Here is a 22,317-nt window from a genome sequence, read left to right as displayed (position 1 = left end):
TTGTGGCTTCTTGCGATCCTTTGTCGGTCACGCAGGGTCGATCTCCCGCAGCAGACCGGTCTTCACGTCGAACACGAATCCGCGGACGTCATCGGTGTGCAGCAGGAACGGCGAGGTCCGCACGCGCTCCATCGACTGCCGTACGTCCTGGTCGACGTCGCGGAAGGCCTCCACCGCCCACGAGGGACGCTGGCCGACCTCCATCTCCAGGTCGTGCCGGAATTCCTCGGTGAGGGACTCCAGGCCGCAGGTGGTGTGGTGGATCAGCACGACGCTGCGGGTGCCGAGCGCGCGCTGGCTGATGGTCAGGGAGCGGATGACGTCGTCGGTGACCACACCGCCCGCGTTGCGGATGGTGTGGCAGTCGCCCAGCTCGAGGCCGAGCGCGCCGTGCAGGTCGAGGCGGGCGTCCATGCACGCGACGACGGCGACCTGGAGGACGGGACGGGCGTCCATCCCGGGGTCGGTGAAGCGGGAGGCGTACTTCCCGTTGGCTTCGAGGAGGCGTTCGGTGACCGTTCCGACGGATATGGCACCGGTCGTCTCGGGGGTGCGGTCCGAGGAGGCTGCGGAAGTCGACATGGCTATGACGTTAGTGCGCGCTGATCGTCCGAGCCCGCTGTGAGGAGGGACAAAGAACGTCAAAGACTCTTGTTGTGAGCTAACCCACAAGGGGCGCCGCGGATGCCGCCGAACGGGTGACGGGGCCGGTTGCGCACCCCCGTCCGGGACCCTTCCGCGACGCGCAGGCCGGTTGATTGACCGGGAGACACGGTGGACTAAAGTGACGCGAAGCGGGAGACGCGACCTGCTCCCTGCTGGACCGCACATCCCGGGGATTCCCTGAATCCCCCCACGTGCGCGGCGCGTACGTACGGCTCGGCCTCCTCCCGCTCCCGGTCGGCTGACGCCACTTCCCCGGCGCCAGCAGTCCATTCCCCTTCACGGAGCGGGTGGGGACCCGGCGGTGCGTACGCACGCCGCGCCGGACCTGAGAGGGACCCTTGAGCGACAACAGCCGACACGTCCCGGTGATGCTCCAGCGGTGCCTGGACATGTTGGCCCCCGCGCTCGCCGAGCCGGGCGCCGTCGTCGTCGACTGCACCCTGGGCCTCGGCGGCCACAGCGAGGCACTCCTCGCCACCTTCCCCGCGGCCCGCCTCGTCGCCCTGGACCGCGACAAGGAAGCGCTGCGCCTGTCCGGCGAGCGGCTCGCCCCCTACGGCGACCGGGCCACCCTGGTGCACGCGGTCTACGACGAGCTCCCCGACGTACTCGACCGCCTCGGCATCGCGCGCGTCCAAGGCGTCCTCTTCGACCTCGGCGTCTCCTCCATGCAGCTCGACGAGGCGGACCGCGGCTTCGCGTACGCCCAGGACGCGCCCCTCGACATGCGCATGGACCAGACGACCGGCGTCAGCGCGGCCGAGGTCCTCAACACCTACGCCCCGGGCGAACTGGTGCGGATCCTGCGGGCGTACGGCGAGGAGAAGCAGGCCAAGCGCATCGTCAGCGCCGTCGTGCGCGAGCGCGAGAAGGAGCCGTTCAGCAACAGCGCCCGGCTCGTCGAGCTCATCCGCGACTCCCTGCCGCAGGCCGCCAAGCGCACCGGCGGCAACCCCGCCAAGCGCACCTTCCAGGCGCTGCGCATCGAGGTCAACGGCGAACTGAGCGTCCTGGAGAGGGCCGTTCCGGCGGCCGTGAAGGCGCTCGCCGTCGGAGGCAGGATCGCCGTCCTCTCCTACCAGTCGCTGGAGGACCGCCTCGTCAAGCAGGTGCTCGCGGCCGGTGCCACCACGACCGCGCCGCCCGGCCTGCCCGTCGTCCCCGAGCGCTACCAGCCGCGGCTCAAGCTTCTGACCCGAGGTGCCGAACTCCCCACCGAGGAAGAGGTCGCCGAGAACCGCAGGGCGGCACCTGCCCGGCTGCGGGGTGCGCAGCGCATCCGCGAGGACGTCGGATAGCCGCTGCCCCGCGCAGAACCCCTGATCAGAGGCCGCGAGGAGGCTCCATGAGCAAGAAGCCCGAGCTGCGGGGGAGGGCCGCCCGCCTCGCGCGGCTGCTGCCACAGGGCCCCAGCCAGGCCGCGCGCACCCCCTTCGTGCTCCTCGTCGTCCTGCTCCTCGGCGGCGGCCTGATCACGCTGCTCATCCTGAACTCCTCCCTCAACGAGGGCTCCTTCCAGCTGAGCGAGCTGAAGAAGCAGACCAAGGACCTCACCGAGGAGGAGCAGGAGCTCCAGCGCGAGGTCGACGGCTTCGCCGCCCCCGACGCCCTGCAGCGCCGCGCCCGGGAGCTCGGCATGGTCCCCGGCGGCGACCCGGCCTTCCTCGACCCCGACGGGAGCGTGCACGGCGTGCCCGGCACCGCGGCCCGCCCCTCGTCGCTGTCCTACCCCGCGCCCCGCCCGCAGGAGGTGGCGTCCCCGGCCGCCACCGTCTCGGTCCCGGCCACGCCCGTGGCCCCCGACCCGGCCCCCACGCCAGCCGCCACGCCCCCGCCCGCGCAGCCCGCCGGGACCCCCGCTGCCCCGGCCCCCACGACTCCCCGGCCCACGACGACCTCCGGCAGGTGACGCAAGTGTCCGACAGGGAACCCCCGCGGCGCCGGGTGCCAGGACCCGCGAGGCCCGTCCGCCCCGCACGGCCCGGCGCACCCCGCCGCCCGGCCCCGGGCGGCCGCCCCGCGGGCCGCCGCCCCGCGGCCAAGGGCAAGAGCAGGGCCCGCACCATCCGCCTGGGCAGCCCGCGGCCGCGCCTGCGCATGGTCAGCCTCGGCCTCACGCTGGTGATGCTCGCCTTCGTCGTACGGCTGCTGCAGGTGCAGGCCGTCGACGCGAGCGCGTACGCAGCCAAGGCGGAGAAGAACCGCTACTTCACGCACACCCTGGCCGCCGAGCGCGGGCGCATCACCGACCGCGGCGGCGTCGAGATGGCCGCCAGCGTGGACGCGTACGACATCACGGCGGACCCCACGCTGTTCACGCCGAAGGAGATGAAGACCAAGGACGGGCCCGAGCAGGCGGCCGCGCTCCTGGCCCCGATCCTCGGCAAGGACACCGCCGAGATCACCAAGAAGCTCAAGACCCCGGACACGCGGTACGTCCTGCTCGCCCGCAGGCAGACCCCCCAGGTGTGGAAGCAGATCAAGGACCTGCGCGGCGCGCTCGCCGAGCGGGCGGGCACGGACCCGGCCGCCCCGAACGTGCTGGCCGGTGTGCTGGCCGACCCGAGCAGCAAGCGGATCTACCCGAACGACGGCCTCGGCGCCGGGATACTGGGCTGGGTCAACTCCGACGGCAAGGGTGCGGGCGGCCTGGAGGCGCAGCTCGACAAGCAGCTGGCGGGCGAGGACGGCAAGATCCGCTACGCCCAGTCCGGCGGCCGCCAGGTGCCGACGGCGGGCTCTACGGAGACGCCCGCCGTGCCCGGCTCCGACGTCGAGCTCACCATCGACCGCGACATCCAGTGGGCCGCGCAGAACGCCATCAGCGAGCAGGTCAAGAAGTCCAAGGCGGACCGCGGCTACGTGATAGTGCAGGACACCCAGACCGGCGAGGTCCTGGCCATGGCCAATGCCCCCGGCTTCGATCCGAACGACCTCTCGCAGGCCAACGGCGCGGCCCTCGGCAACGCCTCGCTCCAGGACGCCTTCGAGCCGGGCTCCACCGCCAAGGTCATGTCGATGGCCGCCGTCCTCGAGGAGAAGGCCGCCACGCCCGGCACGCGCGTGACGGTGCCCAACCGGCTGCACCGCGGCGACCGCCTCTTCCAGGACGACATCGACCACCCCACCTGGCACCTCACGCTCAACGGCGTCCTCGCCAAGTCCTCCAACATCGGCACGATCCTCGCCACCGGCGAACTGGGCAAGACGCAGAAGGAGGCCAACAAGGTCCTCTACTCGTACCTGCGCAAGTTCGGCCTCGGCAAGGAGACCGGGCTGGACTTCCCCGGCGAGACGTCCGGCATCCTGGCGCGCCCGGACAAGTGGTCCACCTCGCAGCAGTTCACGATCCCCTTCGGCCAGGGCGTCTCCATCAACGCCATGCAGGCCGCATCGGTCTACTCGACCATCGCCAACGGGGGCGTACGCATCGAACCCACCCTGGTGCGCGGCACGAAGGGCCCGGACGGCCGCTTCACGCCCGCGGCCAAGCCGAAGAAGAGCCGGGTCGTGAGCGACGGGACCGCGAAGACCGTGGCGAAGATGCTGGAGTCCGTCGTCGACGACGAAGAGGGCACCGGCACCAAGGCCCGCATCCCCGGCTACCGCGTCGCGGGCAAGACGGGTACGGCCAACCGGGTCGATCCGGAGACCGGCCGCTACAAGGGCTACACCTCGTCGTTCGCCGGGTTCGCGCCCGCGGACAAGCCGCGCGTCACGGTCTACTGCGCGATCCAGAACGCCACCAAGGGCAGCTACTTCGGCGGCCAGATCTGCGGCCCCATCTACAAGGAAGTCATGGAGTTCGCCCTCAAGACGCTCCAAGTCCCGCCCACCGGAAGCGGCCCGGCCCGCCTGCCGGTGTCCTTCAAGCCCTGAGACCGACCAGGAACGACCCGTGACAACGATCACCCCCGACCCGGGGAACCGCCGCCCGGCACGCCCCTCACTTCGCTCCGAGAGGGGTACGCCCGGTACGCTCACCGCCGTGCCACACGCTGATCAGTCCCAAACCACCCAGAAGGGCGTTCCCGTGACATATCCGGGGCCGCCGCGGCCGGACCGGGTCTCCACGACCTCGTTGACCGAGCTCGCAGGCCAGCTGGGCGTCGCCGCCCCGGGCAGTGCGCAGATCACGGGCATCACGCACGACTCGCGCGCCGTGCGCCCGGGCGACATCTACGCCGCGTTGCCCGGCGCCCGCATGCACGGCGCCGATTTCGTCGCGCAGGCCGCCGACCTCGGCGCCGCCGCGGTGCTCACCGACCCGACGGGCGCCGAGCGCGCCGCCGCCACCGGTCTGCCGGTGCTGGTCGTCGACGACCCGCGCGGCGGCATGGGCGAGCTGGCGGCGACGGTCTACGGCCACCCCGGCCGCGACCTCCTGCAGATCGGCATCACCGGCACGTCCGGGAAGACCACGACCGCGTACCTGATCGAGGGCGGCCTCAAGGGCGTGCGCTCGACCGGGCTCATCGGCACGGTCGAGATGCGCATCGGCGACGAGCGCATCAAGTCGGAGCGGACGACCCCCGAAGCCACCGATCTCCAGGCGCTGTTCGCGGTGATGCGCGAGCGCGGCGTCGAGGCGGTCGCCATGGAGGTCTCCAGCCACGCGCTGGTGCTCGGGCGGGTGGACGGCTGCGTCTTCGACGTCGCCGTCTTCAACAACCTCAGCCCGGAGCACATGGAGTTCCACTCCGGCATGGAGGACTACTTCCAGGCCAAGGCACAGCTGTTCACCAAGCACCGCTCGCGTCTCGGCGTGGTCAATTTCGACGACGAGTACGGGCGTCGGCTCATCACCGAGTCTGAGGTGCCCGTCACCACCTTCTCCGCCGAGGGCCACCCCGACGCCGACTGGCGCGCCGAGGACGTCGAGGTCGGCCCGCTCGACTCGACGTTCGTCGCGGTCGGCCCCAAGGGTGAGCGGATCACCGCCAAGTCGCCGCTCGCGGGCCCGTTCAACGTCGCCAACACGCTCGCCGCGATCGTCTCGCTGGCCGTCGCGGGCATCGACCCGCAGCAGGCCGCCGACGGCGTCGGCGCGGTGCCCGGCGTGCCGGGCCGCCTGGAGCGCATCGACGCGGGCCAGCCCTACCTGGCCGTCGTCGACTACGCCCACAAGACGGACGCCGTCGAATCGGTCCTGCGCGCCCTGCGCAAGGTCACCGAGGGCAAGCTGCACATCGTGCTCGGCTGCGGCGGCGACCGGGACAAGACCAAGCGGATGCCGATGGGCGCGGCCGCGGCCCGCCTCGCCGACACCGCCGTACTGACTTCCGACAACCCCCGTGGCGAGGACCCCCTCGCGATCCTCGCCACGATGCTCGCCGGCGCCGCCGACGTGCCGGCCCACGAGCGCGGCGACGTCGCCGTCTTCGAGGACCGGGCCGCCGCCATCCGCGCCGCCGTCGTCCGCGCCCGGCCGGGCGACACCGTCCTGGTCGCGGGCAAGGGCCACGAGCAGGGACAGGACATCGCCGGGGTGGTGCGTCCCTTCGACGACCGCCAGGTGCTTCGCGAAGCTATCCAGCAAACCCAGGGATGAAGTTGTGATCGCCCTCTCCCTCGCCGAGATCGCCACCGTCGTCGGCGGGCAGACGTACGACATACCGGATCCGGCCGTACCGGTCACCGGATCCGTCGTCCGGGACTCCCGTGAGGTGGAGCCCGGCAGCCTCTTCGTCGCCTTCGTCGGCGAGCGCGTCGACGGCCACGACTACGCGGCCGACGTGGTCGCGGCGGGCGCGGTCGCCGTGCTCGCGTCGCGGCCCGTCGGCGTGCCCGCCATCGTCGTCGACGATGTGCAGGCCGCGCTCGGAGCCCTCGCACGCCACGTCGTGGAGCGGCTCGGCGCGACCCTGGTCGCGCTGACCGGATCGGTCGGCAAGACCAGCTCCAAGGACCTCCTCGCGCAGGTGCTGCAGCGCAAGGCGCCGACGGTCTTCACGCCGGGATCGCTCAACAACGAGATCGGCCTGCCGCTGACCGCCCTGAGCGCCACCGACGAGACGCGCTTCCTCGTCCTGGAGATGGGGGCGCGCGGAATCGGCCATATCAAGTACCTCACCGGACTCACCCCGCCGAAGATCGGCCTCGTCCTGAACGTCGGCACCGCCCACATCGGCGAGTTCGGCGGGCGCGAGCAGATCGCGGTCGCGAAGGGTGAGCTGGTGGAGTCGCTGCCCGCGGACGGGGCCGCGATCCTCAACGCCGACGACCCCCTCGTCCGCGCCATGGCTTCCCGCACGAAGGCGCGCGTCCTCCTCTTCGGAGAGTCCGACGACGCCGACGTCCGCGCGGAAAATGTCCGGCTCACAGAGAACGGACAGCCCGCTTTTACGCTGCACACACCCTCCGGGTGCAGCGACGTGACCTTGCGGCTGTACGGTGAGCACCACGTGTCGAACGCGCTTGCCGCGGCCGCCGTCGCCCATGAGCTGGGCATGTCCGTGGACGAGATCGCCCTCGCGCTCTCCGAGGCGGGCACGCTGTCCCGCTGGCGGATGGAGGTCACCGAGCGCCCGGACGGCGTGACCATCGTCAACGACGCCTACAACGCGAACCCCGAGTCCATGCGAGCCGCCCTGCGCGCGCTCGTGGCCATGGGCAAGGGGCGCCGTACGTGGGCGGTGCTCGGCCACATGGCCGAGCTCGGGGACGAGGGCCTCGCCGAGCACGACGCGGTCGGACGCCTGGTCGTCCGGCTCAACGTGAGCAAGCTCGTGGCAGTCGGGGGCAGGGAAGCGTCCTGGCTCCAACTGGGCGCATACAACGAGGGTTCGTGGGGTGAGGAGTCGGTGCACGTGTCCGACGCACAGGCGGCGATCGACCTGTTGCGCAGCGAGCTGCGCGCAGGAGACGTCGTACTGGTGAAGGCGTCCAGATCGGTCGGTCTCGAGAAGGTCGCCACGGCGCTTCTCGACGACGCCGCGGTGTCTTCTGAGGGGCAGGTCTCCGGCCGATGAGGCAGATCCTCTTCGCGGGTGTGATCGGGCTCTTCCTGACCCTGGTCGGTACCCCGCTGCTGATCAAGCTCCTGGCCCGCAAGGGCTACGGCCAGTTCATCCGGGACGACGGCCCGCGCGAGCACCACAGCAAGCGCGGTACGCCGACCATGGGTGGCATCGCCTTCATCCTGGCCACGCTCATCGCGTACTTCCTCACGAAGGTCATCACCGGCACGGAGACGACGCTCTCCGGCCTGCTGGTGCTCTTCCTGATGGCGGGCATGGGCCTCGTCGGATTCCTCGACGACTACATCAAGATCGTCAAGCAGCGCTCGCTCGGTCTGCGCGCCAAGGCGAAGATGGCCGGTCAGCTGATCGTCGGCATCGGCTTCGCCGTGCTCGCGCTCAACTGGCCGGACAACCGCAACCAGACCCCGGCCTCCACCAAGCTGTCGTTCGTCACGGACTTCGGCTGGTCGATCGGCCCGGTCCTGTTCGTGGTCTGGGCGCTGTTCATGATCCTCGCGATGTCGAACGGCGTGAACCTCACCGACGGCCTCGACGGCCTCGCCACCGGCGCCTCCGTGATGGTCTTCGGCGCCTACACCTTCATCGGTGTCTGGCAGTACCAGGAGTCCTGCGCCAACGCGGTCACGCTGACCAACCCCCAGGCGTGCTTCGAGGTGAGAGACCCGCTCGACCTCGCGGTGGTCGCCTCCGCACTCATGGGCGCCTGCTTCGGCTTCCTGTGGTGGAACACCTCGCCCGCCAAGATCTTCATGGGTGACACCGGCTCGCTCGCCCTCGGCGGCGCGCTCGCAGGCCTCGCGATCTGCTCCCGCACGGAGCTGCTCCTCGCGCTCCTCGGCGGCCTCTTCGTGATGATCACCATGTCGGTCGTCATCCAGGTCGGCTCGTTCAAGCTGACCGGCAAGCGCGTCTTCCGGATGGCACCACTGCAGCACCACTTCGAACTCAAGGGGTGGTCCGAAGTCCTTGTGGTGGTCCGCTTCTGGATCATCCAGGGCATGTGCGTGATCGTCGGTCTCGGTCTCTTCTACGCGGGATGGGCAGCCGAAAAGTGACCACTGGGTCCGAGTGGCAGGGCAAGAGCATCACCGTCGCCGGTCTCGGCGTGAGCGGCATCAGCGCCGCCCGCGCCCTGGCCGGCCTCGGCGCGACGGTGACCGTCGTGGACGGCGGCTCGTCACAGGCGCACCAGGAGCGTGCCGCCTCTCTTGAGGGCGAGGGCATCTCCGTACGGCTGGGGGACGCGGAGACGCTTCCCGGGGGCACCGACCTGGTGGTCACCTCGCCCGGCTGGAAGCCCTCCTCGCCGCTCTTCGCGGCGGCCGCGGCAGCGGGCGTGGACGTCGTCGGCGACGTCGAGATCGCCTGGCGCCTGCGCGGCCCCGACGCGGCACCCTGGCTCGCCATCACGGGCACCAACGGCAAGACCACGACCACCCAGATGCTCGCCTCGATCCTGACGGCGGGCGGTCTGCGCACGGCGGCCGTCGGCAACATCGGCACGCCGATCGTGGACGTGATCCTGGCGGGTGACGACGCGTACGACGTGCTCGCCGTCGAGCTCTCCTCGTACCAGCTGCACTGGGCGCCCTCGCTGCGCGCCCACTCCGCGGCCGTTCTGAACCTCGCGCCCGACCACCTCGACTGGCACGGCTCCATGGAGGCGTACGCCGCCGACAAGGGCCGCATCTACGAGGGCAACCAGGTCGCCTGCGTCTACAACGTCTCCGACGCGGCGACCGAGGACCTGGTCCGCGAGGCCGACGTCGAAGAGGGCTGCCGCGCCATCGGTTTCACGCTGAATGCGCCCGCGCCCTCGCAACTGGGCGTCGTGGACGGCATTCTGGTCGACCGTGCCTTCGTGCCGGACCGCCAGAAGCAGGCCCAGGAGCTCGCCGAGGTCTCCGACGTCCAGCCGCCCGCGCCGCACAACATCGCCAACGCGCTGGCCGCGGCGGCCCTCGCCCGCGCCTTCGGCGTACAGGCGACGGCCGTCCGCGACGGCCTGCGGGCCTTCCGCCCGGACGCCCACCGCATCGAGCACGTCGCCGACGTCGAGGGCGTCGCGTACGTCGACGACTCCAAGGCCACCAACACCCACGCCGCCGAGGCGTCGTTGGCCGCCTATGAGTCGATCGTCTGGATCGCGGGCGGGCTCGCCAAGGGCGCCACCTTCGACGGGCTCGTCGGGAACGCGGCGAAGCGGCTGCGCGGCGCCGTCCTGATCGGCGCCGACCGTGAACTGATCCGCGAAGCCCTTGCGCGACACGCGCCCGAGGTCCCGGTCGTCGACCTCGACCGGACCGACACTGGGGCGATGTCCGAGGCCGTACGCCGGGCGGCGGAGCTGGCTCAGCCGGGGGACACCGTGCTGATGGCTCCCGCCTGTGCGTCGATGGACATGTTCACCAACTACAACAAGCGTGGTGAAGCGTTCGCGGACGCCGTCCGCGAGCTCGGCTCCACGAGCGCCTGACCGGGCTTTCCGCCCGGCGGGGCGCCGGGCACACCCTTGGGAGGGGAACGTGGCCAGGTCTTCCGTGCGGGTCGCCAAACGACCGGCTCCGGTACGCGCCAGAGGTGCCTCCCACCCTCCGGGCGAGAGCGGGCCCAGGCGGCTCTACAACAGGGCACGCAAGGCCTGGGACAGGCCGCTCACGGCGTATTACCTCATCTTCGGCAGCAGCCTGCTGATCACCGTGCTCGGCCTCGTGATGGTCTACTCGGCCTCGATGATCCAGGCGCTGCAGCTGAACCTGCCCGCCTCGTACTTCTTCCGCAAGCAGTTCGTGGCGGCCGTGCTCGGCACGATCCTGCTCCTGGTCGCCATGCGGATGCCGATCAAACTGCACCGGGCGCTCGCCTACCCGATCCTCGCGGTGACCGTCTTCCTGATGGCCCTCGTACAGATCCCGGGGATAGGGCGCAGCGTCAACGGCAACCAGAACTGGATCTACCTGGGCGGCCCGTTCCAGCTCCAGCCCAGTGAGTTCGGCAAGCTCGCCCTGGTCCTGTGGGGCGCCGACCTGCTCGCGCGCAAGCACGACAAGCGGCTCCTGGCCCAGTGGAAACACATGCTGGTGCCGCTCGTCCCCGTCGCCTTCATGCTGCTCGGACTCATCATGCTCGGCGGCGACATGGGCACGGCGATCATCCTCACCGCGATCCTCTTCGGACTGCTCTGGCTGGCCGGAGCGCCCACCCGGCTCTTCGCGGGGGTGCTCAGCATTGCGGCGCTCCTCGGTGTGATTCTCATCAAGACCAGCCCCAACCGCATGGCAAGGCTCGGCTGCATCGGCGCCACGGATCCGGGCCCCGGCGACCAGTGCTGGCAGGCCGTGCACGGGATCTACGCCCTGGCCTCCGGCGGGTTCTTCGGTTCTGGACTCGGCGCCAGTGTGGAAAAATGGGGTCAACTGCCTGAACCGCACACCGACTTCATCTTCGCCATCACCGGGGAGGAACTCGGCCTGGCAGGGACACTGTCGGTGCTCGCTCTGTTCGCGGCTCTAGGCTATGCGGGTATCCGCGTGGCCGGACGCACGGAGGACCCCTTCGTGAGGTATGCCGCGGGAGGCGTGACCACCTGGATCACGGCGCAGGCCGTGGTCAATGTCGGTGCGGTGCTCGGTCTGCTGCCGATCGCCGGTGTCCCGCTCCCGCTGTTCTCCTACGGGGGTTCGGCCCTGCTGCCGACCATGTTCGCCATCGGACTCCTCATCGCCTTCGCGCGATCGGACCCGGCGGCGAAGGCGGCCCTGGCCATGCGGCAACCTCGGGTGAGATGGAACACGATGCGACGGCGCGTCAAGGCGCGTTCGTCCGGAGAGCGGTGAATTTCGGTGCATGTCGTACTCGCCGGTGGGGGGACCGCCGGCCACATCGAGCCCGCGCTCGCCCTCGCGGACGCCCTGCGGAGGCAGGACCCGACCGTGGGCATCACGGCCCTGGGCACGGAGCGTGGACTCGAGACCCGGCTCGTACCCGAGCGGGGCTACGAACTCGCGCTGATCCCGGCCGTCCCGCTGCCGCGCAAGCCCACCCCTGAACTGATCACCGTCCCAGGAAGGCTGCGCGGCACCATCAAGGCGGCCGAGCAGATCCTGGAGCGCACCAAGGCGGACTGCGTCGTCGGCTTCGGCGGCTACGTGGCCCTGCCGGGCTATCTGGCGGCCAAGCGGACCGGGACGCCGATCGTCGTGCACGAGGCCAACGCGCGCCCCGGCCTCGCCAACAAGATCGGTTCGCGGTACGCCTCCGGGGTGGCCGTCGCCACCCCCGACAGCAAGCTGCGCAACTCCCGCTACATCGGCATCCCGTTGCGGCACACGATCGCCACGCTGGACCGGGCCCGGGTCCGTCCGGAGGCGCGTGCCGCCTTCGGCCTCGACCCCAACCTGCCGACGCTGCTGGTGTCCGGCGGTTCCCAGGGCGCACGGCGGCTCAACGAGGTCGTCCAGCAGGCCGCCCCCGTGCTGCAGCGCGCGGGCATCCAGATCCTGCACGCGGTCGGCCCGAAGAACGAATTGCCGCATGTACAGCAGATGCCGGGGATGCCCCCGTACATCCCGGTACCGTACGTGGACCGGATGGACCTCGCGTACGCCGCTGCGGACATGATGCTCTGCCGCGCGGGCGCGATGACCGTGGCCGAACTCTCCGCCGTCGGGCTCCCCGCCGCCTACGTCCCGCTGCCGATCGGCAACGGCGAACAGCGGCTCAACGCCCAGCCGGTGGTCAAGGCCGGCGGCGGACTGCTGGTCGACGACGCGGAACTGACGCCCGAGTGGGTCCAGGGCAACGTCCTGCCCGTGCTCGCCGACCCGCACCGGCTGTACGAGATGTCCCGCGCGGCCTCGGAGTTCGGCCGCAGGGACGCCGACGAGCTGCTCGTCGGCATGGTGTACGAGGCGATTGCGTCACGCCGCAACGCGTGAGAAGGCAGGGGACCGTGGCCGGACCGACCACCGCCGAACGGCAGCAGAAGAAGTCCGGCCCGCCCCGCCCGCAGCGCATGCGCCGCCCCGGGCTGCCGCGTTCACGCACTCTGATCATCGTCCTGGTGCTCGTCGTACTGCTCGGCGCCGGGGCGGTCTGGTTGCTCTACGGATCGCAGTGGCTGCGTTTGGAGCGCGTGAAGACGTCGGGAACCCGCGTCCTGACGCCCGAAGAAGTCCGCGAGGCGGCCGACGCACCCGTCGGGGCACCACTGATTTCGGTCGATACGGATGCGCTCGAAGAGCGGCTGCGCTCGAAATTGCCCCGAATTGACTCGGTTGATGTCGTCCGCTCGTGGCCGCACACAATCGGACTCAAAGTGACGGAACGCAAGCCGGTTCTGCTCATCGAGAAGGGCGGAAAGTTCGTCGAAGTGGACGCCAAGGGAGTGCGATTCGCCACGGTCGGACGCGCGCCCGGCGGAGTCCCGAAGCTCGAATTGCGGGTGGACCGGGAGAGCGCACCGGCAAGTCTGCGCCGTTTCGGCACCGATCGCCTGCTGCGCGAGGCGGTCCGGGTCGCCGGTGACCTGCCCGAAGCGGTCGCCCGCGATACCCGGAACGTCAAGGTCCGTTCGTACGACTCCATCTCGCTGGAGTTGCGCGGCGGGCGCACCGTCGACTGGGGCAGTGGCGAGAAGGGGCGTGCCAAGGCCACTACCCTCACCGCGCTCATGAAAGCGGTACCCAAGGCACGGCACTTCGACGTGAGCGTCCCCACCGCCCCCGCATCAACGGGGAGTTGACGCATATCGTCGCAGGCCAGCACCCTGGTTCGGCAGCGCTATGGCTGATCACATAGGGTGAAAAGAAAAACGGGAGGTTCGGCGTGTTCGTTGAACGTGCGCCACTTGTCGACTTAGTGTCCTGTTCGGAAGAGTCCAAGGAACAGACACACTGGTAACCCTAAACTTCAGCGTTAGGGTTCGGGTCGGCGTTCGGACCGTCCCATTCGGCATCAGTCGTCGCATCGCGTCAGAGCGAAACGGCGACACGTAACTCGAGGCGAGAGGCCTTCGACGTGGCAGCACCGCAGAACTACCTCGCAGTCATCAAAGTCATCGGTGTCGGCGGCGGTGGTGTCAATGCCATCAACCGGATGATCGAGGTCGGTCTCAAGGGCGTCGAGTTCATCGCCATCAACACCGACGCGCAAGCCCTGTTGATGAGCGACGCCGACGTCAAGCTCGACGTCGGCCGTGAACTCACCCGCGGACTCGGCGCCGGCGCCAACCCGGCCGTCGGCCGCAAGGCCGCAGAGGACCACCGCGAGGAGATCGAGGAGGTCCTCAAGGGGGCCGACATGGTCTTCGTCACCGCCGGCGAAGGCGGCGGCACCGGCACCGGCGGCGCACCCGTCGTCGCCAACATCGCGCGCTCGCTCGGCGCCCTCACCATCGGCGTGGTCACCCGGCCCTTCACCTTCGAAGGCCGCCGCCGTGCCAACCAGGCCGAGGACGGCATCGCGGAGCTGCGCGAAGAGGTCGACACCCTCATCGTCATCCCCAACGACCGGCTCCTGTCCATCTCGGACCGTCAGGTCTCCGTCCTCGACGCCTTCAAGTCGGCGGACCAGGTCCTGCTCTCCGGTGTCCAGGGCATCACCGACCTCATCACCACGCCCGGCCTGATCAACCTCGACTTCGCCGACGTCAAGTCGGTCATGTCCGAGGCCGGTTCGGCGCTCATGGGCATCGGCTCGGCCCGCGGCGACGACCGCGCGGTGGCCGCCGCCGAGATGGCGATCTCCTCGCCGCTCCTTGAGGCGTCCATCGACGGCGCCCGCGGTGTGCTGCTCTCCATCTCCGGCGGCTCGGACCTGGGCCTCTTCGAGATCAACGAAGCGGCCCAACTGGTCAGCGAGGCGGCACACCCCGAGGCGAACATCATCTTCGGTGCGGTCATCGACGACGCACTCGGCGACGAGGTCAGGGTCACCGTCATCGCGGCGGGCTTCGACGGCGGACAGCCGCCGTCCAAGCGGGACAACGTCCTCGGCTCGGCATCGTCCGGCTCGGCCAAGCGCGAGGAGCCCGCGACGCCCGCCAGGCCCGCGGAATCGTCCCGCCCGGCCTTCGGTGGCCTCGGCTCCGTCACCCCGCGCGACGAGCCCGCCACCCCGGAGCCCGCGGAGGCGGCTCCGGCGAGCGAGGCACCGTCCGCGCCCTCGGCCCCGCCGCAGGTTCCGCCGGCCCGTCCCTACCAGGACAGCCAGGCAGAAGAGCTGGACGTGCCGGACTTCTTGAAGTGATAAGCAAGCACAGCACCGTGAGCGGCGCGCACTTCGCCTTCACCGACAGGTGGGGCGGGGTGAGCGCCGTTCCGTACGAAGAGCTCAACCTCGGCGGCGCGGTCGGTGACGACCCGGAGGCCGTGCGCACCAACCGCACGCTGGCCGCCAAGTCCCTGGACATCGACCCGGTCCGGGTCGTCTGGATGAACCAGGTGCACGGCCGCGATGTCGCGGTGGTCGAAGGTCCCTGGGACCAGGACACCGGGATCCCGTCCGTCGACGCGGTGGTGACGGCCCGCAGGGGCCTCGCCCTCGCGGTCCTCACCGCCGACTGCACCCCCGTCCTGCTCGCCGACCCGGTGGCGGGAGTAGCCGCCGCGGCCCACGCGGGCCGCCCCGGCATGGTGGCGGGCGTCGTGCCCGCCGCCGTCGAGGCCATGGTGCGGCTCGGCGCGGAGCCCGGCCGCATCGTCGCCCGCACCGGTCCCGCGGTCTGCGGGCGTTGTTACGAAGTGCCGGAAGCGATGCGCGCCGATGTCGCCGCCGTCGAGCCCGCGGCGTACGCCGAAACGAGCTGGGGTACGCCGGCGGTCGACGTGACCGCCGGAGTGCACGCCCAGCTGGAGCGGCTCGGGGTGTGCGACCGGGAGCAGTCGCCGGTGTGCACCCTGGAGTCCGGTGACCATTTCTCGTACCGCAGGGACCGGTCCACCGGTCGCCTGGCGGGCTATGTCTGGCTGGACTGATAGGGCATGACGGAGCGAAAGTCTCAACTCGCCGCAAACCTCGCGAAGGTCGAGGAGCGCATCGCCGCGGCCTGCGCCGCGGCCGGGCGCAAGCGGGAAGAAGTGACCCTGATCGTGGTCACGAAGACCTATCCCGCGAGCGATGTGCGGATCCTGTCCGAACTCGGTGTGCGGCACGTCGCGGAGAACCGCGACCAGGACGCGGCCCCGAAGGCGGCCGACTGCGTGGATCTCCCGCTCAGCTGGCACTTCGTGGGCCAGCTGCAGACCAACAAGGTCCGTTCCGTGGTCGGTTATGCCGACGTGGTGCAGTCCGTGGACCGTCCCAAGCTCGTCACGGCTCTCTCGACGGCCGCGGTGCGCGAGGAGCGCGAGCTCGGCTGCCTGATCCAGGTCGCGCTCGACGCCGAGGAGAACGGCCGGGGCGAGCGCGGGGGCGTGGGCCCGGGCGGAATCGAAGAGTTGGCCGGTCTCGTGGCCGGGGCACCGGGACTGCGGCTCGATGGTCTGATGACCGTCGCGCCGCTCACCGGTCCGTACGCGGGTCGGCAACAGGCGGCGTTCGAGCGGTTGATGGAATTCTCAACCCTCATGCGCGCGGCTCATCCTGCTGCGAACATGGTCTCGGCAGGGATGAGTGCGGACCTCGAACAGGCTGTTGCGGCCGGGGCGACACATGTGCGCGTCGGAACGGCGGTACTCGGAGTCCGACCCGGGCTCGGGTAACGTCGCCAAGAAGTCGGACCACAGCAGAAAATATGGTCATTCTCGCTGTTGGGCGGGGATACCTCGTGGATCGCGAGCAGTTGGTGACGACAGCCGATCCACCACAGAGCGGAGGACTCAGAGCATGGCCGGCGCGATGCGCAAGATGGCGGTCTACCTCGGCCTCGTGGAGGACGATGGGTACGACGGTCCGGGGTTCGACCCCGATGACGAGTTCGAACCCGAGCCGGAGCCCGAGCGTGACCGCAGGAGGCACGAACCCTCGCATCAGTCGCACCAGTCCCACCAGTCACAAAGGGACGAATCGGTGCGAGTGGTGCAGCCGCCCGCCCCGCGTGAACCGGCGTCCCATTCCGCTTCGCTAGCCGCGGAATCGGGACGTCCGGCACGAATCGCCCCCGTGGCATCCATCACACCTGAACGCCAGAGCCTGGAGAAGAACGCACCGGTGATCATGCCCAAGGTCGTGTCCGAGCGGGAGCCCTACCGCATCACCACATTGCACCCCCGGACCTACAACGAGGCCCGTACCATCGGGGAACACTTCCGTGAAGGCACTCCGGTGATCATGAATCTGACGGAGATGGACGACACGGATGCGAAGCGACTTGTCGACTTTGCCGCCGGTCTGGTCTTCGGCCTGCATGGCAGCATTGAGCGAGTGACGCAGAAGGTGTTCCTGTTGTCGCCTGCTAACGTCGATGTAACGGCGGAGGACAAGGCTCGCATCGCAGAGGGCGGGTTCTTCAACCAGAGCTGAGACGCAGTGATGTAGCAGTTGCCGTAGACGCAGTACCGGAACAACGAGCACGAAGTAACAGGGGAGAGGGAACCGCGAACATGGGCGTGGTCACGCAAGTGCTTTACATCGCGCTGATGTGCTTCCTCATCGTGCTGATCTTCCGGCTGGTCATGGACTACGTCTTCCAGTTCGCCCGCTCATGGCAACCCGGCAAGCCGATGGTGGTCGTTCTGGAGGCCACCTACACTGTCACTGATCCACCGCTCAAGCTTCTGCGGCGGTTCATTCCGCCGCTGCGTCTCGGGGGCGTGGCGCTCGACCTGTCCTTCTTCGTACTGATGATCATCGTCTACATCCTGATCACCGTCGTGAGCCAGGTGTGAGCGAGATGTCTAATACGGTCTTGCCGAATGCCGACGACTACGTTGAGGTGAAGAGATGCCGTTGACCCCCGAGGACGTGCGGAACAAGCAGTTCACGACCGTCCGCCTCCGAGAAGGCTATGACGAGGACGAGGTCGATGCCTTCCTCGATGAGGTCGAAGCCGAACTGACGCGACTCCTCCGTGAGAACGAGGACCTGCGCGCCAAGCTTGCCGCGGCCACCCGTGCCGCCGCACAGAACCAGCAGCAGGGCGGCATGCGCAAGGGCCCCGACGGGCCCGGCCCCCAGGACCAGCGAGGTCCTGGTGCCCCCGTGCCTGCCGCAATATCGGGTCCGCAGCCGGTCCCGCCGCAGCAGCAACAGCAGATGGGCGGCCCCATGGGTGGCCCGCCGCAGTTGCCCGGTGGCGCTCCGCAGCTGCCCGCAGGCCCCAGCGGACACGGTCCGCAGGGCGGCCCGCAGGGTCCCGGCCCCATGGGTCAGGGTCCGATGGGTGGCCCCATGGGCGGTCCGATGGGCGGCCCCATGGGCGGCCCGCCGCAGATGTCGCAGCCCGGTCAGGGCCCCGGCGGCGACAGCGCCGCCCGGGTGCTCTCCCTTGCGCAGCAGACCGCCGACCAGGCGATCGCGGAGGCCCGTTCCGAGGCCAACAAGATCGTCGGCGAGGCCCGTTCGCGCGCCGAGGGTCTCGAGCGCGACGCCCGTGCCAAGGCCGACGCCCTGGAGCGGGACGCGCAGGAGAAGCACCGCGTCGCGATGGGCTCCCTGGAGTCCGCTCGCGCCACGCTGGAGCGCAAGGTCGAGGACCTGCGCGGCTTCGAGCGCGAGTACCGCACGCGTCTGAAGTCGTACCTGGAGTCGCAGCTGCGCCAGCTGGAGACCCAGGCCGACGACTCGCTGGCTCCGCCGCGCACTCCGGCCACCGCCTCGCTGCCGCCGTCCCCGGCGCCGTCGATGGCTCCGGCCGGTGCGAGTGCCCCGTCCTACGGCGGCAACCAGTCGATGGGCGGCAACAACCAGCCCGCCGGCGGCCCGTCCTACGGCGGCCAGCAGCAGATGTCTCCCGCCATGACGCAGCCGATGGCGCCGGTGCGGCCGCAGGGTCCCGCCCCGATGCAGCAGGCTCCGTCGCCGATGCGCGGCTTCCTCATCGACGAGGACGACAACTGACGGGCATGACCACGCCGTAGGCGTCGGCAGCATTCAGGGCCGGGCCCCCAGAGTTTCTGGGGGCCCGGCCCTTTTGCCGTCTTGTGCCGCCTTCTGCCGTCGCCGCTGTGCAGAAACGTTCATCTGTACGTGGGTACGCAACGCCGAAGGCCCGGCCCCGCCAAGATCTTTGGCGGGGCCAGGCCTTCGGTCCGTTCGGAGGTGTTACGCCTTGCGGAGGCGGAACGTCAGCTTCAGGGCGTCGTCGGTGAACGGCTGACCGAATGTGTCGTCCGCCTCACCCGGGGCGCCGTCCTCGTTCAGGAACGTCGTGGCGAGGACCTCGTCCGCGATGAGCTCGGAGTGCTCGGACAGGGCCGTGCCGACCGCCGGGTCCGTGGAGGTCCAGCGCAGGGCGATCCGGTCCGCGACGTCCAGGCCGCTGTTCTTGCGGGCCTCCTGGATCAGGCGGATCGCGTCCCGGGCCAGGCCCGCACGGCGCAGCTCCTCGGTGATCTCCAGGTCAAGGGCGACCGTGGCGCCGGACTCGGACGCCACCGACCAGCCCTCGCGCGGGGTCTCCGTGATGATGACCTCGTCCGGGGCCAGCGTCACCGTCTCGCCGTCGACCTCGACCGAGGCCGTGCCCTCGCGCAGGGCGAGGGACAGCGCGGCCGCGTCCGCCTCGGCGACGGCCTTGGCGACCGCCTGGACGCCCTTGCCGAACCGCTTGCCGAGGGCACGGAAGTTGGCCTTGGCCGTGGTGTCGACCAGCGAGCCGCCGACGTCGGAGAGCGAAGCCAGCGAGGAGACGTTGAGCTCCTCGGTGATCTGGGCGTGCAGCTCCGGGTTGAGCGACTCGAAGCCCGTCGCCGCGATCAGCGCGCGGGACAGCGGCTGGCGGGTCTTGACGCCCGACTCCGCGCGCGTGGCGCGGCCGAGCTCGACGAGGCGGCGGACGAGAACCATCTGCTGGGACAGCTCGGGGTCGATGGCGGAGAGGTCCGCCTCCGGCCAGGAGGAGAGGTGCACCGACTCCGGGGCGTCGGGCGTGACCGGCACGATCAGGTCCTGCCAGACGCGCTCCGTGATGAACGGCGTCAGCGGGGCCATCAGGCGCGTGACCGTCTCGACGACCTCGTGCAGGGTGCGCAGGGCCGCCTTGTCGCCCTGCCAGAAGCGGCGGCGGGAGCGGCGGACGTACCAGTTCGAGAGGTTGTCGACGAAGACGGACAGGAGCTTGCCCGCGCGCTGGGTGTCGTAGCTCTCCAGGGCCTGGGTGACCTGGTCGGTCAGCGCGTGCAGCTCGCTGAGCAGCCAGCGGTCCAGGAGCGGGCGGTCGGCGGGCGCCGGGTCGGCGTCGCTGGGGGCCCACTTCGACGTACGGGCGTAGAGCGCCTGGAAGGCGACCGTGTTCCAGTACGTGAGGAGCGTCTTGCGGACGACCTCCTGGATGGTGCCGTGGCCCACGCGGCGGGCCGCCCACGGGGAGCCGCCGGCCGCCATGAACCAGCGGACCGCGTCGGCGCCGTGCTGGTCCATGAGCGGGACGGGGTCCAGGGTGTTGCCCAGGTGCTTGGACATCTTGCGGCCGTCCTCGGCGAGGATGTGGCCGAGGCAGACCACGTTCTCGTAGGACGACTTGTCGAAGACCAGGGTGCCGACGGCCATCAGCGTGTAGAACCAGCCGCGGGTCTGGTCGATGGCCTCCGAGATGAACTGCGCGGGGTAGCGGCTCTCGAAGAGCTCCTTGTTCTTGTGGGGGTATCCCCACTGCGCGAACGGCATGGAGCCCGAGTCGTACCAGGCGTCGATGACCTCCGGCACACGCGTGGCCGTGGATCCGCAGCCCTCCTGCGGGCAGGTGAAGGTGATCGCGTCGATGAACGGGCGGTGCGGGTCGAGCTCGGACTGGTCGGTGCCCGTCAGGTCGGAGAGCTCGGCGCGCGAACCGACACAGGTGAGGTGGTTCTCCTCACAGCGCCAGATGGGCAGCGGGGTGCCCCAGTAGCGGTTGCGGGACAGTGCCCAGTCGACGTTGTTGGTCAGCCAGTCGCCGAAGCGGCCGTGCTTGACCGAGTCGGGGAACCAGTTGGTCTTCTCGTTCTCCTGGAGGAGGCGGTCCTTGATGGCCGTGGTGCGGATGTACCAGGACGGCTGCGCGTAGTAGAGCAGTGCCGTGTGGCAGCGCCAGCAGTGCGGGTAGCTGTGCTCGTAGGCGATGTGCCGGAAGAGCAGGCCGCGGTCGTCGAGGTCCTTGGTGAGGGTTTCGTCCGCCTTCTTGAAGAAGACACCGCCTACCAGCTGTACGTCCTCTTCGAAGGTGCCGTCCGGGCGGACCGGGTTCACGACGGGCAGGCCGTACGCACGGCAGACCTTGAGGTCGTCCTCACCGAAGGCGGGGGACTGGTGGACCAGACCGGTGCCGTCCTCGGTCGTGACGTAGTCGGCGTTCACGACGTAATGCGCCGGAGCCGGGAACTCTACGAGCTCGAAGGGACGTTGGTAGTTCCAGCGCTCCATCTCGGCGCCGGTGAAGGTCTCGCCGGTCGTCTCCCACTCCTCGCCGAGTGCCTTCTCGACGAGCGGCTGGGCGACGACCAGCTTCTCCTCGCCGTTCGTCGCGACGACGTAGGTGACGTCCGGGTGCGCGGCGACAGCGGTGTTGGAGACCAGGGTCCAGGGGGTCGTCGTCCAGACCAGGAGGGCGGCCTCGCCCGCGAGAGGTCCGGAGGTGAGCGGGAAACGGACATAGACCGAGGGGTCGACGACCGTCTCGTAGCCCTGCGCCAGCTCGTGGTCGGACAGGCCCGTGCCGCAGCGCGGGCACCAGGGGGCGACGCGGTGGTCCTGGACGAGGAGGTCCTTGTCGAAGATCTCCTTCAGCGACCACCAGACCGACTCGATGTACTCGGGGTTCATCGTGCGGTAGGCGCCGTCGAGGTCCGTCCAGTACCCCATGCGGGTCGTGAGCTCGGCGAAGGCGTCGGTGTGCCGGGTCACGGACTCACGGCACTTGGCGTTGAACTCGGCGATGCCGTACGCCTCGATGTCCTTCTTGCCGTTGAACCCGAGCTCCTTCTCGACCGCGAGCTCCACGGGCAGGCCGTGGCAGTCCCAGCCCGCCTTGCGGGCCACGTGGTAGCCCCGCATGGTGCGGAAGCGCGGGAAGACGTCCTTGAAGACGCGGGCCTCGATGTGGTGGGCACCCGGCATGCCGTTGGCGGTCGGCGGGCCTTCGTAGAACACCCACTCGGGGCGGCCCTCGGACTGCTCGAGGCTCCTGGCGAAGATCTTCTGCTCGCTCCAGAAGTCGAGCACGGCGTGCTCGAGGGCAGGCAGGTCGACCTGGGCGGGCACCTGACGGTACTGCGGCGGCGTATTCAACGAGTCCTCCGGCGGATGTGCTGCCTTCCGTCGGAGGGACGAGAGCCGTGTGCGCCTGGTGCGGCGCGCTCCCGCGGTACCACCCTCCTTGGCTCTCCGGAACGGGGTCCGCGCCGGTGAGCCCCCTCATTGGGGTCGCGATACCGGGTCTACTTGCCTCGGCTGGGACGCTTCGGCGTTCTTCCGGCGGCTCCGGGGTGATCTTCGCGTCGTGCCGGCCCCCGGGCTCGCACCGTCCCCGGGTCGCTCATGGCTGCGTGCGCCGCTACTCGTCCCCATCCACGCTTCTCGCTGCCGTCAAGTG

At 70.0% G+C, this 22,317-nt stretch carries 18 protein-coding genes; 16 read left to right on the top strand and 2 right to left on the bottom strand.

The window, feature by feature from the left end:
- Positions 1 to 27 precede the first annotated feature (27 nt).
- Positions 28 to 582, bottom strand: a complete 555-nt coding sequence (locus AC068B_RS00450) for a beta-class carbonic anhydrase (RefSeq protein WP_478668025.1) — start codon at positions 580 to 582, stop codon at positions 28 to 30.
- Between the two features lie 422 nt (positions 583 to 1,004).
- Between AC068B_RS00450 and rsmH the strand changes: the two genes are divergently transcribed.
- The 16 genes from rsmH (at position 1,005) to AC068B_RS00370 (ending at position 18,647) form a co-directional block, all read left to right on the top strand.
- Entirely contained in the window at positions 1,005 to 1,964 is a 960-nt protein-coding gene (rsmH, locus tag AC068B_RS00445) for a 16S rRNA (cytosine(1402)-N(4))-methyltransferase RsmH (protein ID WP_478668024.1), read from the top strand.
- Between the two features lie 47 nt (positions 1,965 to 2,011).
- Positions 2,012 to 2,575: a cell division protein FtsL gene (ftsL, locus tag AC068B_RS00440; protein WP_478668022.1), complete on the top strand. Its 564-nt coding sequence runs from the start codon at positions 2,012 to 2,014 to the stop codon at positions 2,573 to 2,575.
- 5 nt (positions 2,576 to 2,580) lie between these two features.
- A complete protein-coding gene (locus tag AC068B_RS00435; RefSeq protein ID WP_478668021.1) occupies positions 2,581 to 4,545 on the top strand; it encodes a peptidoglycan D,D-transpeptidase FtsI family protein in 1,965 nt (654 codons plus the stop codon).
- A 19-nt stretch (positions 4,546 to 4,564) separates the two neighbouring features.
- Positions 4,565 to 6,217 (top strand): UDP-N-acetylmuramoyl-L-alanyl-D-glutamate--2,6-diaminopimelate ligase, encoded by a 1,653-nt coding sequence (locus tag AC068B_RS00430; protein ID WP_478668020.1) that lies wholly within the window; start codon positions 4,565 to 4,567, stop codon positions 6,215 to 6,217.
- Between the two features lie 4 nt (positions 6,218 to 6,221).
- The gene (locus AC068B_RS00425) at positions 6,222 to 7,637 is read left to right on the top strand and encodes a UDP-N-acetylmuramoyl-tripeptide--D-alanyl-D-alanine ligase (protein WP_478668018.1); all 1,416 of its coding nucleotides are present in this window, start codon (positions 6,222 to 6,224) and stop codon (positions 7,635 to 7,637) included.
- On the top strand, positions 7,634 to 8,704 hold the full coding sequence (gene mraY / locus AC068B_RS00420; RefSeq protein ID WP_055565239.1) for a phospho-N-acetylmuramoyl-pentapeptide-transferase: 1,071 nt from the start codon (positions 7,634 to 7,636) through the stop codon (positions 8,702 to 8,704). Before AC068B_RS00425 ends, mraY begins: the two co-directional genes overlap by 4 nt.
- The gene (gene murD / locus AC068B_RS00415) at positions 8,701 to 10,125 is read left to right on the top strand and encodes a UDP-N-acetylmuramoyl-L-alanine--D-glutamate ligase (RefSeq protein WP_478668017.1); all 1,425 of its coding nucleotides are present in this window, start codon (positions 8,701 to 8,703) and stop codon (positions 10,123 to 10,125) included. The genes mraY and murD overlap by 4 nt, the downstream gene beginning before the upstream one ends.
- Positions 10,126 to 10,174: 49 nt before the next feature.
- Positions 10,175 to 11,485 carry a putative lipid II flippase FtsW gene (ftsW, locus tag AC068B_RS00410; protein ID WP_478668015.1) on the top strand — a complete coding sequence of 437 codons (1,311 nt, stop codon included), beginning with the start codon at positions 10,175 to 10,177 and terminating at the stop codon, positions 11,483 to 11,485.
- A gap of 6 nt (positions 11,486 to 11,491) precedes the next feature.
- Positions 11,492 to 12,586: an undecaprenyldiphospho-muramoylpentapeptide beta-N-acetylglucosaminyltransferase gene (gene murG / locus AC068B_RS00405; RefSeq protein WP_468560152.1), complete on the top strand. Its 1,095-nt coding sequence runs from the start codon at positions 11,492 to 11,494 to the stop codon at positions 12,584 to 12,586.
- Positions 12,587 to 12,600: 14 nt separating this feature from the next.
- Positions 12,601 to 13,392, top strand: coding sequence for a cell division protein FtsQ/DivIB (locus AC068B_RS00400; RefSeq protein WP_478668014.1), 792 nt, complete (start codon positions 12,601 to 12,603; stop codon positions 13,390 to 13,392).
- 275 nt (positions 13,393 to 13,667) lie between these two features.
- Entirely contained in the window at positions 13,668 to 14,897 is a 1,230-nt protein-coding gene (gene ftsZ / locus AC068B_RS00395) for a cell division protein FtsZ (RefSeq protein ID WP_306333884.1), read from the top strand.
- 17 nt (positions 14,898 to 14,914) lie between these two features.
- Complete coding sequence (gene pgeF, locus AC068B_RS00390; protein ID WP_478668012.1) at positions 14,915 to 15,625, top strand: peptidoglycan editing factor PgeF; 711 nt, start codon at positions 14,915 to 14,917, stop codon at positions 15,623 to 15,625.
- Between the two features lie 6 nt (positions 15,626 to 15,631).
- Positions 15,632 to 16,351 carry a YggS family pyridoxal phosphate-dependent enzyme gene (locus tag AC068B_RS00385; RefSeq protein WP_478668011.1) on the top strand — a complete coding sequence of 240 codons (720 nt, stop codon included), beginning with the start codon at positions 15,632 to 15,634 and terminating at the stop codon, positions 16,349 to 16,351.
- A gap of 124 nt (positions 16,352 to 16,475) precedes the next feature.
- On the top strand, positions 16,476 to 17,111 hold the full coding sequence (locus AC068B_RS00380; protein ID WP_356263698.1) for a cell division protein SepF: 636 nt from the start codon (positions 16,476 to 16,478) through the stop codon (positions 17,109 to 17,111).
- Positions 17,112 to 17,191: 80 nt separating this feature from the next.
- The gene (locus AC068B_RS00375; RefSeq protein WP_356263701.1) at positions 17,192 to 17,476 is read left to right on the top strand and encodes a YggT family protein; all 285 of its coding nucleotides are present in this window, start codon (positions 17,192 to 17,194) and stop codon (positions 17,474 to 17,476) included.
- A gap of 55 nt (positions 17,477 to 17,531) precedes the next feature.
- Positions 17,532 to 18,647 carry a DivIVA domain-containing protein gene (locus AC068B_RS00370; protein ID WP_478668009.1) on the top strand — a complete coding sequence of 372 codons (1,116 nt, stop codon included), beginning with the start codon at positions 17,532 to 17,534 and terminating at the stop codon, positions 18,645 to 18,647.
- 204 nt (positions 18,648 to 18,851) lie between these two features.
- Here AC068B_RS00370 and ileS read toward each other — a convergent pair whose 3' ends face one another.
- Positions 18,852 to 22,013, bottom strand: a complete 3,162-nt coding sequence (gene ileS, locus AC068B_RS00365; protein WP_478668008.1) for an isoleucine--tRNA ligase — start codon at positions 22,011 to 22,013, stop codon at positions 18,852 to 18,854.
- Positions 22,014 to 22,317: the final 304 nt, after the last annotated feature.

This window comes from Streptomyces sp. NPDC042371, assembly GCF_056437465.1.
This window is presented reverse-complemented; position numbering and strand designations above follow the sequence as displayed.